This window comes from Enterococcus sp. DIV1279b (assembly GCF_050531515.1).
GTDB classification, from domain to species: Bacteria; Bacillota; Bacilli; order Lactobacillales; family Enterococcaceae; genus Enterococcus_D; species Enterococcus_D casseliflavus.
On sequence record NZ_CP172891.1, the window covers coordinates 627,580 to 640,000 of the forward strand.

A 12,421-nucleotide genomic window follows, 5' to 3' on the forward strand; every position below is an offset into this window, starting at 1 on the left:
TCATTGGGGAATAAAACAAGGTATAATAAACAGCAGGTGGTGAAAAAATGACCGAAAAACAAACGATCACAGATGAGATGACATCTGTACTAGAAGAAATTATTGAAGAACCAGCGAAACAACCGCAAAAAGGCGAGTTGGTGACTTTGTTAAATGATGAAGAATTAATGATTGGCAATCGACAATACAAATTGGTCATGGATTATCGTGAAGGCTTCAATCCAGAAAAGCTTGGCGAGCGTTACAGTGAAGTGTTGGCACGTTATGATTATATCGTAGGCGATTGGGGTTATGAGCAGCTGCGTTTGAAAGGCTTTTTTGAAAAAGATAACCGCAAAGCATTACCCGATCAGCGTATCGACATGCTGGAAGACTATTTGTATGAGTATTGCAACTTCGGTTGTGCCTATTTCGTGATCCAACGAGTTGGCGGCAAAAAAGAAAAAAGTACCTCCCGCCGACGCAAGAAAAAGCCAACCCAAAACAATCAAAATCAAAACACACAACAAAACGCCCATATAGAAGAAAAGCGTGACACCGTACCGCAGAAAAAAAGCAAACCAACGATCAAAAATCGTAAACCAAAAGAAAAGAACGTCAAAAAAACCGAAACAACCACGGTGAAAAAAGGCAAAAAAGAGTTTACGATTCGACAAAGGGAAGAATAAGATGAAATATAAAGGCTATTTGATTGATTTAGACGGCACGATTTATTTAGGAAAAGCGCCGATCCCTGCTGGGAAACGCTTCGTAGAATCCTTACAAGAAAAAGGACTGCCCTATTTATTTGTGACCAATAATACGACCCGCAGTCCTGAAGTCGTGGCGCAGCGATTAGCGGATGAATTTTCGATCCATGTGGCACCAGAAACGATCTATACCGCAAGCTTGGCGACAATCGATTTTATGAAAGACCATGGCAAAGGCCGCAAAGTATTTGTGATCGGCGAAGCGGGGTTGATCGATTTGATCTTAGCTGCTGGGTTTGAGTGGGAGGAAACCAACCCAGATTATGTCGTGGTTGGCTTAGACAACCACGTGACGTATGAAAAATTTGTTCTAGCAACGTTAGCGATCCAAAAAGGGGCAACCTTTATCGGGACCAATCCAGACAAAAATATCCCGACGGAAAGAGGTTTATTACCTGGTGCAGGTTCACTGATCGCAATGGTGGAGACTGCCACCCAAACGCAACCGATTTTTATTGGCAAACCAGAAGCCATCATTATGGAAAAAGCGGTGGCACACATCGGCTTATTAAAAGAAGAGGTCTTGATGGTGGGAGACAATTACGAAACGGATATTCGCTCGGGGATCCAAAACGGGATCGATTCTTTGCTCGTATTATCTGGCTTTACCCCGAAAGCGGCAGTTCCGACATTACCAGTAGCACCAACCTATGTGGTGGATTCTTTAGATGAGTGGGATTTTGAACAATGAAAAAACAAGTGTGGCTTGAACGCTTAGGATTTGTCTGCTTGTTTTTGTTTTTGGTCAGTCTAGCGATCACCCTAACGATCAATTTTCGACCGTTATATTGGTTTGATGTCGATCACTTGAATCTGCTGGATTATACCTCGCTATCAAGAGAAGAGTTGTTGAAGAACTATGGCTTATTGCTAGATTTTCTAAACAATCCCTTTGCAAGTACGCTCGCCTTGCCAGATTTTCCAATGTCTGAAGCTGGCGCTGGGCATTTTTACGATGTGAAACAGTTGTTTCTATTAAATTATGCCGTGATGATCGTCACTTTGCTGCCCAGTATCTGGTTCGTCAATCGGTTACGGCAAAAACAACAGCAATGGCGCTTGATTCGTCCCTTTCAATGGGGAATGATTTTACCGCTGATTTTCGGGTTTTTGATGGCTGTCGGCTTTGACCGCTTTTTCGTTACGTTCCATGAGATTTTCTTCAGTAACGACGATTGGCTGTTTAATCCAGCCACCGATCCGATCATCAACGTGCTGCCAGAAACGTTTTTCATGCATTGCTTTATTCTCTTTTTCGTCTTGATTGAAGTCTTCTTTTTTGCCTTCTATTGGTGGGGCAAACGAGGCTTGAAAAAAACAGCATAATGAAAAAAAGACCAACGATCCCCTTCCTTTGAAGCGACCCCCAAAAGTTAGACCAAAAAAATCTAACTTTTGGGGGTCGTTATTTGTATGGCAAAATATCCTTTTGAATTAAAACTAAAAATCGTTAAAGAATATCTTAGTGGCGTGGGCGGATATCGGTATCTTGCCAACAAATACGGTATTTCAAGCAAGTCTCAAGTAAGTAATTGGGTGAATGCCTATCGTGAATACGGAGAGGAAGGTCTATTGAGAAAGCATCAAAATCAGAAATATTCTGTTCAATTTAAGTTAAATGCGCTAGAGTTATATCAAACAAGTGAGATGTCCTATCGAGAAGTTGCTAGCACTTTAGAAATGAACAACCCTGCGCTTATTGCCAATTGGATGCGTAATTTCAGAGAAGCAGGTATTGAGGGGCTCTCAAAAGAGAAAGGGCGACCACTTACTTTGACTAGAAAAAAAGAAAACAAAAAAGAAAATACAACAACTGAAGAACGCGATCGTATCAAGGCATTAGAAAAGCAAGTCCGATCCCTTCAAATTGAGAATGCCTTTTTAAAAGAGTTGAGGAAGCTGCGAAAACAGGAAGCCCAGCAAAGACGCAAGAATCAATCGCACGAATCATCGCCAGCCTCCGAGGATCATTCAAACTAGTTGAGCTTCTTGAAACATTGAAATTTCCTAAAGCAACCTATATGTATTGGCAGAAACGGTTTGACAGACCAAACCCAGACCAAGAAATTGAAGAAAAAATGCTTGAAATTCGCAAAGAGCATAAAGACTATGGCTGTCTGCGACTAAAAAAAGAATTAGAGAATCAAGGGATTCATGTCAATAAAAAGAAGATTCAACGTCTGATAAAAAAACTAGGTATCGAAGTAAAGTCTTACACTCGAAAATCTCGACGGTACAATTCTTATCGTGGGAAGGTTGGCACTGTCGCCAAAAATCGTATTCATCGTCGGTTTTATACAAATATCTGTCACCAAAAAATTACAACTGATACCACAGAGTTTAAGTATTATGAAGTAGACACCACAGGTGTCGTTCGTCAGAAAAAGCTGTATTTAGATCCTTTCATGGATTTCTACAATAGTGAAATTCTATCTTATCGGATTTCTGAAAAACCAAACGCACTAGCCATAATGGAAGGATTAGAAGAAGCAATCCAGATGACAAATGATTGTCCATTTCGTAGAACCTTCCATTCAGATCAAGGATGGGCCTATCAAATGAATGCTTATAAGAATAAATTGAAGCAGCATAAAATCTTCCAGAGTATGTCTCGTAAAGGGAATTGTTTAGATAACTCACCTATGGAAAACTTCTTTGGTTTATTAAAGCAAGAGATTTTTCATGGAGAAGTCTATCGGAGTTTAGATGAATTGAAAACAAAAATTGACCAATATATCTATTATTACAACCATAAACGCATCAAAAAGAAATTAAATTGGCGAAGTCCGGTTCAGTTTCGAGAAGCTGTAAAAACAGCTGTCTAACAGTTAATCTTATCGTACAAAAAAGGAGTGGATTTCTCCACTCCATAAAAGTCTAACTTTTTGGGGTCACTACACTTTGAGGGAGGCGAATCGTCGGTCTTTTTTTTATTGCGTAATGTAATGAGATTTACTTGGGTGTTGATGGGCTAAGCGACTTGCGGCAGAAGCTGCGATGGCACCTACGATATCATCTAAAAAGGTGTGAACGCGGGGACCGTCATGCTTGTTCAGTTCTTTCAAAATACCCGGTTTGACTTTATCAATGTATCCGTAGTTAGTAAAGCCGATCGAGCCGTACACGTTGACGATGGATAGAGCGAGGATCTCATCGATCCCATAAAGCCCTTCGTCTTCTTTAACGATTTCTTGCAGTGGATGCAGCAGTTGATTTTCTTCTGCCAAAATATCTAACTGGACACCCGTTAAAATCGTATTGTGGACTTCCCGCTTGCTTAAGACAGCGTTGACGCTTTCGATACACATCTCCAAGGTGATGCCTTCAATGTAATCTTTTTGCAAGAACATCACCAGTTCACCGATGTCTTGCAGCGAGACACCGCGGTCGGCCAACAATTCTCTTGCTTTGTCTTCAAGTGTTTTGCTTTCTAATACCATATAGTTCCCCTCCATGTAAAAATAGTTTATTCAAAAGTCAACATGCGACTGATGGATTGCGATCATAAGTAGTGGCCTATTCCAGTTACAGGCCATGACGTTTGGGTTTTAATCCCTTCTGACATCCACTGAAGCACAGGTGTTGGCTAGTTCTGCTTTGGCTGCCACTGCCCAAGGATGGGGGACCACCAAGTCACCAGCAAAAAGCCAGTCCATATAATACCCAGCGGCGGCTTCCAAGGAATCATCGAGGCGGTCTAATAAGCCGGTTAAGAAAGGCGCTTGATCTTTGCGATCCCATTTGATTTTGTCGGCTAAAAAAACAACTAGATCGAGACGACGATAATGGGCCTTTAAGGTGGTATGACAGCTGATGGCGGACAGAATGTCTGGATCAGACACCTGAAAAACCGTTTTTGCCAATAAAGCGGATTGCTGCTGATGCAGCAAAAAAGGTGCTTGCCGCTCCGCATCTAAGATCGGTTCGCCTACCGCTATCTGCAAGGCGATTCGCTGGTCATGAGGGATGACGACGCTGACATCGTGCAGCAGTGCTGCCAAGTAAGCTTTATCCGCATTGACTTGAAACCGTTCTGCCAATCGTTTGGCTTCTTGGGCAACGGCTAGATTGTGGACTGCCGTTTCGGCATGATCGAAGGCTTTCAGATACTGAACCATTTGCTCAGTGAGGGTCTTGCCCTGTAAAGGGAGAGTATAGGCGGCAAGTTGACGTTGACCAGCTTGTTTCATCTCAGCTACTCCTTAAAAAGACTTGTACTATGGGCAGGTTGTGTCCGCGTTTTGGGATCAATGTAGTGGAGCGCATTGTTCACCGCAGTTGGGGCTTCTCCGAAACCAGTAGCGATCAGGTCGACTTTTCCATCGTATAAAACGACATCCCCACAGCCATAGATCCCAGGAACAGACGTGCTCATATCTGAAGAGACGAAGACTCCTTGGCGGCTGCTTTTCATGCCCCAATCCTTGATGTTCAATGTGGAAGAAAAACCATAATTGACGATCAAAGCATCCAATGAAAGGCTAACCGTTTCATCACCTTTGACTTGCTGCAACGAGACACCAGTCAAACGTTGCTCTCCTTGGATTTCTTGGATCACATAAGGAGTCAAAATGTTGACGGCAGAAGCCTGTAATTTGCTGACGCTATGTTCATGGGCACGAAATTCAGGACGGCGATGGATCAAGTAGACTTCACTAGCGATCGGCTCCAGCATCAATGCCCAATCGATGGCAGAATCGCCGCCACCGGCAATCGCTACTTTGCGTCCAGCATACTTCATCAAATCGGTGACAAAATAGTCTAAGCCGTATCCTTCAAACCGCTCGCTTTCTGGCAAAGTCAGTTTGCGCGGCTGGAAGGAGCCGTTTCCTAAAGCCAAAATCACGGCTTTCGAGTAATGGATTCCTTTGTCGGTGGTGACTTCGATATAGTCTTCTTGTTTTTCGACCGACAAGACGGTCTCTTCTAAACAATATTGGTGATTGAAGGTCGTCAACTGTTTTTCCAGGTTTTGGACAAGATCGCCCGCTTTGATTTTCGGATAACCTGGGATATCGTAGATGTATTTTTCTGGGTATAAAGTAGCAAGCTGACCGCCTAATTGCGGCAAGCTGTCGATGATCTTGGTTTTGGCGTTACGCATACCGGCATAGAAAGCAGAAAACATCCCGCTAGGTCCCGCGCCGATAATCGTTATATCAAAAATATCCATGTTATTCCTCTTTTCTAACCACGTTGGGGTGAAGCGTGTTCGTAGTGTACGAATAGCTTCATTATAGCAAAAATTATCCAAACTAGCATTTTTTCAATTTTCTGCTATCATGGATTTATGAGAGAGAAGGAGGAGTTAATGTGTCTGAATTTCCACAGTTAGCATTAGAAAAACAAACTGGCCATAAAGCAGTCATCAAAACCAATCGTGGGGATGTAGTTGTACAATTGTTCCCAGAATTGGCACCAAAAACAGTGAAAAACTTCGTTGAATTAGCGAAAAAAGGGTATTACGATGGGATCATCTTCCACCGTGTCATTCCTGATTTTATGATTCAAGGCGGCGATCCAACTGGTACAGGGATGGGCGGCGAAAGCATCTATGGTGGCAGCTTTGAAGATGAATTTTCAAAAGAATTGTTCAATCTTCGTGGCGCTTTATCCATGGCAAACGCTGGTCCGAATACTAACGGCAGCCAGTTTTTCATCGTAAACAATCAAAATGTTCCTAGCAACATGTTAGGTCAATTAGAAGGTGCTGGTTATCCAGCTGAAATCATCGAAGCGTATCAAGCAGGTGGTACTCCTTGGTTAGATTTCCGTCACACAGTCTTCGGTCATGTGATCGAAGGAATGTCAGTCGTTGATGAAATCGCTGGCGTGCAACGGGGACCACAAGATCGTCCAGTGCATGATGTAGTGATCGAAACGATCGAAATCAGCGAATAAAACAAAAGAACCCAAAAGCAGTTTCAACGGTCATCCTCAAGGAGATCGTTGAAATGGCAGCTTTAGGGTTCTTTTTTTCATAAGAAAGAGTTAACCGATCGGTTGGTCTTTAAACGCGGCGGCGATTTGATTGAGTGCTTTTTCTAATAGCTCTTTAGGACAGGCAAAGTTCAGCCGCATATGGTGACTGCCGCGAGGACCAAAGATACTTCCTTGATTCAATACGACATTGGCTTCTTTGATCAGTTTGCGCTGCAGCTGATTGTCTGTTAGGCCATAGGCAGAAAAATCCAGCCAGATCAAGTAAGTACCTTCGGGTTTTTGAAAGGTCACTGCTGGGAGTTGTTCAGTCAAAAAGTCGCAGACAAAGGTGCGATTTGCTTCTAAATAGGACAAAAGTTCTTCTAACCATGCTTCAGATTCACGATACGCTGCTTCAGTAGCGACCAACCCAAACGTATTGATTTCCCCTTGAACGTTGCGTTCTTGTGTTTTTGCAAATTGGCTGCGCAAGGTTTGGTCTTTGATGAATACTATCGAATTTTTGATCCCAGCTAAATTAAAGGTCTTGGTTGCTGAGGTCAAGATGATCGAAAAATCGGCAAAGCTTGGCTCGACTGTTTGGAAAGAGACAAATTGATTTGGTGCAAAAACGATGTCTTGATGGATCTCATCACTGACAACGATCACCTGGTGCTTTTGACAAATACGGCCGATCGTCAGCAGTTCTTCTTTTGACCACACGCGACCGCCAGGATTATGAGGATTACATAGAAGAAACAATTTTACCTTCTTTTCGATGATGTTTTGTTCCATCGCCTCAAAATCGATGACGAAGTGGCCATCTTTTTCCAATAATGGTTCTTGAATTAAGGTCCGCTGATTGTTTTTGACAACATGGGCAAAGGGATGGTAGACCGGATCGTGGATCAATACGGCATCTCCTTCTTGCGTATAACTTTGGATCGCCAGTGCAATACTAGGGACGACACCGCTATTAAAAAGGATCGCTTCTTTATTGATGGTATAACCATGACGTCTTTGCTGCCAATCGATGATGGATTCAAGCAGCGAATCAGGGATGGTGGAATACCCATAGATCCCTTGGGCAACTGCTTTTTCTAAAGCTTTTTTCACAGGTTCTGGTGCCAGAAAATCCATGTCGGCTACCCAAAGCGGCAACAAGTTTTCTTCCTTATAGGTTTTTGCAATGGTATCCCATTTGACGCTATTGGTATTTAAGCGTGGATGAACTTTGTCAAAATTGATCATGCGTTTCCCTCCTATATTGTGCAACGTTGTTTCTGATGCTTCAAATCTACCACTAGTTCAAGTATAATGAAAGTGGAAAAGAGAGGAAAGACTATGAATTATCAAATCGGGAACATTATAGAAGGAACAGTCACTGGGATTCAACCCTATGGTGCATTTGTTTCGTTAGATAAGGAAACACAAGGATTGATCCATGTTTCAGAGATCCAATCTGGGTTTACCAAAAATATCCATGAAGTCTTACAGATCGGGCAAAAGATCCGTGTACAAATCATTGATATTGACGAATACAGCCAAAAGATCAGTTTGTCCCGCCGTACATTGGAAACGAGTTTTGTTCAGCCACCCTTTAAGCGTAAACGCTACTTTACAAATAAGAATAAGCGGATCGGTTTTCGTACGATTGGAGAAGCTTTACCAGTGTGGGTGAAAGAGGCCAAAGAAATGTTAGAAAAAGAAAACAGCAGCAGATAATCGTGCATATTTTCTGAAAATGTGCTAAAATTAGTTTACAAACAGATGAATAACTGAGGTGGGTATTTTGGGATCCAAAAAAGTAGCGGGTACAGTTATGATGCACTTAGCAAATGGTTCGAAACGATTTTTGATGCAAATACACGAAGGCACTGCGGAATTAGCGTCAACGGATTTTTCTGAAGATAAAACCGGCTTGGCTACGATCTTACAATTGTTTAAAGACCGTATCCACCTTGATGTGACAGCGATCGAACTCGTTGAACTCACAAATGGCAATATTGATACGCAAAACATTCCTTTATTTGTTTTTGAAACACAAGAAGCAGGACAAACGCAACAGCTGCCAGAAGGGTATGCGTGGGAAGAGCCTAATATATTTCGTAAGATCATTGAAGACTACGAGATTGAAGGCGTTCCGTTCTTTTAGCACCTGAATATTAGCGAAAAAACTGAAGACCGTTACGACGGTCTTTTTTTATTGAAAACTTTTTGTAAATAAAATGAAATATTTCCTTGACCTGAGTCAAGAAGAATGGTAAATTAGTCAACGTTGGCAATTGAGCCAGCGGGTCAAAACAACAGTTGAAAAAACTTCAAAAAAAGACTTGACCAAAAATGCAACAGATGATATTATAACGAAGTCGCAATAATAAAACAGTTAATCAATGTTGATACATCAACAAAATTAATTGAAAAAAGTTGTTGACAAATAACAAATCATTTGTTATTCTAATCAAGTCGCTGAGACAGCCGCTACGAAGTTGAAAAACAACGAGCGAAAAAAACTTTTAAAAAAAGAGTTGACAATCAAATGTCGCTCTGATATGATATAAAAGTTGCTAACACAGCACGGTAGACCTTTGAAAACTGAACAAAGCAAGCAAACGAACCAATGTGTAGGACGTTTCAATTTATTGAAACAAACACATGCAAGCAATAGCTAGCAAAGTTAATTTTTATGAGCTTAATGACCGTATGGTCATTCAAACAAATCATTATGAGAGTTTGATCCTGGCTCAGGACGAACGCTGGCGGCGTGCCTAATACATGCAAGTCGAACGCTTTTTCTTTCACCGGAGCTTGCTCCATCGAAAGAAAAAGAGTGGCGAACGGGTGAGTAACACGTGGGTAACCTGCCCATCAGAAGGGGATAACACTTGGAAACAGGTGCTAATACCGTATAACACTATTTTCCGCATGGAAGAAAGTTGAAAGGCGCTTTTGCGTCACTGATGGATGGACCCGCGGTGCATTAGCTAGTTGGTGAGGTAACGGCTCACCAAGGCAACGATGCATAGCCGACCTGAGAGGGTGATCGGCCACACTGGGACTGAGACACGGCCCAGACTCCTACGGGAGGCAGCAGTAGGGAATCTTCGGCAATGGACGAAAGTCTGACCGAGCAACGCCGCGTGAGTGAAGAAGGTTTTCGGATCGTAAAACTCTGTTGTTAGAGAAGAACAAGGATGAGAGTAAAATGTTCATCCCTTGACGGTATCTAACCAGAAAGCCACGGCTAACTACGTGCCAGCAGCCGCGGTAATACGTAGGTGGCAAGCGTTGTCCGGATTTATTGGGCGTAAAGCGAGCGCAGGCGGTTTCTTAAGTCTGATGTGAAAGCCCCCGGCTCAACCGGGGAGGGTCATTGGAAACTGGGAGACTTGAGTGCAGAAGAGGAGAGTGGAATTCCATGTGTAGCGGTGAAATGCGTAGATATATGGAGGAACACCAGTGGCGAAGGCGGCTCTCTGGTCTGTAACTGACGCTGAGGCTCGAAAGCGTGGGGAGCGAACAGGATTAGATACCCTGGTAGTCCACGCCGTAAACGATGAGTGCTAAGTGTTGGAGGGTTTCCGCCCTTCAGTGCTGCAGCAAACGCATTAAGCACTCCGCCTGGGGAGTACGACCGCAAGGTTGAAACTCAAAGGAATTGACGGGGGCCCGCACAAGCGGTGGAGCATGTGGTTTAATTCGAAGCAACGCGAAGAACCTTACCAGGTCTTGACATCCTTTGACCACTCTAGAGATAGAGCTTCCCCTTCGGGGGCAAAGTGACAGGTGGTGCATGGTTGTCGTCAGCTCGTGTCGTGAGATGTTGGGTTAAGTCCCGCAACGAGCGCAACCCTTATTGTTAGTTGCCATCATTTAGTTGGGCACTCTAGCAAGACTGCCGGTGACAAACCGGAGGAAGGTGGGGATGACGTCAAATCATCATGCCCCTTATGACCTGGGCTACACACGTGCTACAATGGGAAGTACAACGAGTTGCGAAGTCGCGAGGCTAAGCTAATCTCTTAAAGCTTCTCTCAGTTCGGATTGTAGGCTGCAACTCGCCTACATGAAGCCGGAATCGCTAGTAATCGCGGATCAGCACGCCGCGGTGAATACGTTCCCGGGCCTTGTACACACCGCCCGTCACACCACGAGAGTTTGTAACACCCGAAGTCGGTGAGGTAACCTTTTGGAGCCAGCCGCCTAAGGTGGGATAGATGATTGGGGTGAAGTCGTAACAAGGTAGCCGTATCGGAAGGTGCGGCTGGATCACCTCCTTTCTAAGGAATATTTCGGAAGACTACACATCGTTTGCCTTTGTTCAGTTTTGAGAGGTTTACTCTCAAACAAAATTTGTTCATTGAAAACTGGATATCGAAGAAATAATCAAAACAAGTAACACACACCGAGTTGAAATGTTAAAAGAGTTTTTTAATAAGTTCAACGCTTATTTTCTTGAGCAACCTTCTATCGCTAGAAGAAGTACTCAAAACCGACCGTAAGGTCAAAGGTTAAGTGAATAAGGGCGCACGGTGGATGCCTTGGCACTAGGAGCCGATGAAGGACGGGACTAACACCGATATGCTTTGGGGAGCTGTAAGTAAGCTATGATCCAGAGATTTCCGAATGGGGGAACCCAGCATCTTTTATAGGATGTTACGTCTGCGTGAATACATAGCGCAGTCGAGGTAGACGCAGAGAACTGAAACATCTAAGTACCTGCAGGAAGAGAAAGAAAATTCGATTCCCTGAGTAGCGGCGAGCGAAACGGGAAAAGCCCAAACCAACAAGCTTGCTTGTTGGGGTTGTAGGACTCCGATATGGTAGTCTATTCAGATAGTCGAAATACTTGGAAAAGTATGTCAAAGAGGGTAAAAACCCCGTAGGCGAAATTTGGATAACACCTAGGAGGATCCTGAGTACGGCGGAACACGAGGAATTCCGTCGGAATCCGGGAGGACCATCTCCCAAGGCTAAATACTCCCTAGTGACCGATAGTGAACCAGTACCGTGAGGGAAAGGTGAAAAGCACCCCGGAAGGGGAGTGAAATAGATCCTGAAACCGTGTGCCTACAACAAGTTAGAGCCCGTTAATGGGTGATAGCGTGCCTTTTGTAGAATGAACCGGCGAGTTACGATAGCATGCGAGGTTAAGTTGAAGAGACGGAGCCGTAGCGAAAGCGAGTCTGAATAGGGCGAATGAGTATGTTGTCGTAGACCCGAAACCATGTGATCTACCCATGTCCAGGTTGAAGGTGCGGTAAAACGCACTGGAGGACCGAACCCACGTACGTTGAAAAGTGCGGGGATGAGGTGTGGGTAGCGGAGAAATTCCAAACGAACTTGGAGATAGCTGGTTCTCTCCGAAATAGCTTTAGGGCTAGCCTCGGAATTGAGAATGATGGAGGTAGAGCACTGTTTGGACTAGGGGCCCATCTCGGGTTACCGAATTCAGATAAACTCCGAATGCCATTCATTCATATCCGGGAGTCAGACTGTGAGTGATAAGATCCATAGTCGAAAGGGAAACAGCCCAGACCACCAGCTAAGGTCCCCAAATAACTATTAAGTGGAAAAGGATGTGGGGTTGCACAGACAACTAGGATGTTGGCTTAGAAGCAGCCACCATTTAAAGAGTGCGTAATAGCTCACTAGTCGAGTGACCCTGCGCCGAAAATGTACCGGGGCTAAATAGTTTACCGAAGCTGTGGAGTGCACCATAAGGTGCATTGGTAGGAGAGCGTTCTAAG

12 protein-coding genes and 2 rRNA genes (1 of these 14 cut by a window edge) are annotated in these 12,421 nt (G+C 43.8%); 10 read left to right on the top strand and 4 right to left on the bottom strand.

The window, feature by feature from the left end:
• The first annotated feature begins 47 nt into the window (after positions 1-47).
• The 5 genes from IGI71_RS02965 (at position 48) to IGI71_RS02985 (ending at position 3,574) form a co-directional block, all read left to right on the top strand.
• Positions 48-668: a YutD family protein gene (locus IGI71_RS02965; protein ID WP_015509029.1), complete on the top strand. Its 621-nt coding sequence runs from the start codon at positions 48-50 to the stop codon at positions 666-668.
• A 1-nt stretch (position 669) separates the two neighbouring features.
• Positions 670-1,440: a TIGR01457 family HAD-type hydrolase gene (locus tag IGI71_RS02970; RefSeq protein WP_231473236.1), complete on the top strand. Its 771-nt coding sequence runs from the start codon at positions 670-672 to the stop codon at positions 1,438-1,440.
• Positions 1,437-2,075 carry a TIGR01906 family membrane protein gene (locus IGI71_RS02975; RefSeq protein ID WP_015509030.1) on the top strand — a complete coding sequence of 213 codons (639 nt, stop codon included), beginning with the start codon at positions 1,437-1,439 and terminating at the stop codon, positions 2,073-2,075. Before IGI71_RS02970 ends, IGI71_RS02975 begins: the two co-directional genes overlap by 4 nt.
• An 87-nt stretch (positions 2,076-2,162) precedes the next feature.
• Positions 2,163-2,729, top strand: coding sequence for a helix-turn-helix domain-containing protein (locus IGI71_RS02980; RefSeq protein ID WP_016249835.1), 567 nt, complete (start codon positions 2,163-2,165; stop codon positions 2,727-2,729).
• Positions 2,699-3,574, top strand: coding sequence for an IS3 family transposase (locus tag IGI71_RS02985; RefSeq protein WP_317726542.1), 876 nt, complete (start codon positions 2,699-2,701; stop codon positions 3,572-3,574). The genes IGI71_RS02980 and IGI71_RS02985 overlap by 31 nt, the downstream gene beginning before the upstream one ends.
• Before the next feature lie 105 nt (positions 3,575-3,679).
• Here the strand turns inward: IGI71_RS02985 and IGI71_RS02990 are convergent, their stop codons facing one another.
• The 3 genes from IGI71_RS02990 to IGI71_RS03000 form a co-directional block, all read right to left on the bottom strand.
• Positions 3,680-4,189: a phosphatidylglycerophosphatase A family protein gene (locus IGI71_RS02990; protein ID WP_005227653.1), complete on the bottom strand. Its 510-nt coding sequence runs from the start codon at positions 4,187-4,189 to the stop codon at positions 3,680-3,682.
• A 108-nt stretch (positions 4,190-4,297) separates the two neighbouring features.
• Positions 4,298-4,939, bottom strand: a complete 642-nt coding sequence (yqeK, locus tag IGI71_RS02995; protein ID WP_375856864.1) for a bis(5'-nucleosyl)-tetraphosphatase (symmetrical) YqeK — start codon at positions 4,937-4,939, stop codon at positions 4,298-4,300.
• 5 nt (positions 4,940-4,944) lie between these two features.
• Positions 4,945-5,922, bottom strand: a complete 978-nt coding sequence (locus IGI71_RS03000; protein WP_010748839.1) for an NAD(P)/FAD-dependent oxidoreductase — start codon at positions 5,920-5,922, stop codon at positions 4,945-4,947.
• A gap of 140 nt (positions 5,923-6,062) precedes the next feature.
• On the opposite strand from IGI71_RS03000, the gene IGI71_RS03005 reads away from it, so the two are divergent.
• Positions 6,063-6,650, top strand: a complete 588-nt coding sequence (locus IGI71_RS03005) for a peptidylprolyl isomerase (RefSeq protein ID WP_005227659.1) — start codon at positions 6,063-6,065, stop codon at positions 6,648-6,650.
• A gap of 90 nt (positions 6,651-6,740) precedes the next feature.
• Here IGI71_RS03005 and IGI71_RS03010 read toward each other — a convergent pair whose 3' ends face one another.
• Complete coding sequence (locus tag IGI71_RS03010) at positions 6,741-7,922, bottom strand: MalY/PatB family protein (RefSeq protein ID WP_231473275.1); 1,182 nt, start codon at positions 7,920-7,922, stop codon at positions 6,741-6,743.
• Between the two features lie 93 nt (positions 7,923-8,015).
• On the opposite strand from IGI71_RS03010, the gene IGI71_RS03015 reads away from it, so the two are divergent.
• The 4 genes from IGI71_RS03015 to IGI71_RS03030 all read left to right on the top strand — a co-directional run.
• Complete coding sequence (locus tag IGI71_RS03015) at positions 8,016-8,396, top strand: CvfD/Ygs/GSP13 family RNA-binding post-transcriptional regulator (protein ID WP_005227662.1); 381 nt, start codon at positions 8,016-8,018, stop codon at positions 8,394-8,396.
• 67 nt (positions 8,397-8,463) lie between these two features.
• Positions 8,464-8,826, top strand: a complete 363-nt coding sequence (locus IGI71_RS03020) for a hypothetical protein (RefSeq protein WP_005227664.1) — start codon at positions 8,464-8,466, stop codon at positions 8,824-8,826.
• A gap of 566 nt (positions 8,827-9,392) precedes the next feature.
• Positions 9,393-10,951 (top strand): 16S ribosomal RNA (locus tag IGI71_RS03025).
• 229 nt (positions 10,952-11,180) lie between these two features.
• Positions 11,181-12,421, top strand: a 23S ribosomal RNA gene (locus IGI71_RS03030); it runs 1,674 nt beyond the window's last position.
• The 16S and 23S rRNA genes sit together here, the layout of an rRNA operon.

What these genes read in the sequence shown, in the direction of transcription:
- IGI71_RS02965 (WP_015509029.1), top strand. Translation starts at nt 48, where the DNA reads ATGACCGAAAAACAAACGATCACAGATGAGATGACATCTGTACTAGAA.
- IGI71_RS02970 (WP_231473236.1), top strand. Translation starts at nt 670, where the DNA reads ATGAAATATAAAGGCTATTTGATTGATTTAGACGGCACGATTTATTTA.
- IGI71_RS02975 (WP_015509030.1), top strand. Translation starts at nt 1,437, where the DNA reads ATGAAAAAACAAGTGTGGCTTGAACGCTTAGGATTTGTCTGCTTGTTT.
- IGI71_RS02980 (WP_016249835.1), top strand. Translation starts at nt 2,163, where the DNA reads ATGGCAAAATATCCTTTTGAATTAAAACTAAAAATCGTTAAAGAATAT.
- IGI71_RS02990 (WP_005227653.1), bottom strand. Translation starts at nt 4,189, where the DNA reads ATGGTATTAGAAAGCAAAACACTTGAAGACAAAGCAAGAGAATTGTTG.
- yqeK (WP_375856864.1), bottom strand. Translation starts at nt 4,939, where the DNA reads ATGAAACAAGCTGGTCAACGTCAACTTGCCGCCTATACTCTCCCTTTA.
- IGI71_RS03000 (WP_010748839.1), bottom strand. Translation starts at nt 5,922, where the DNA reads ATGGATATTTTTGATATAACGATTATCGGCGCGGGACCTAGCGGGATG.
- IGI71_RS03010 (WP_231473275.1), bottom strand. Translation starts at nt 7,922, where the DNA reads ATGATCAATTTTGACAAAGTTCATCCACGCTTAAATACCAATAGCGTC.
- IGI71_RS03015 (WP_005227662.1), top strand. Translation starts at nt 8,016, where the DNA reads ATGAATTATCAAATCGGGAACATTATAGAAGGAACAGTCACTGGGATT.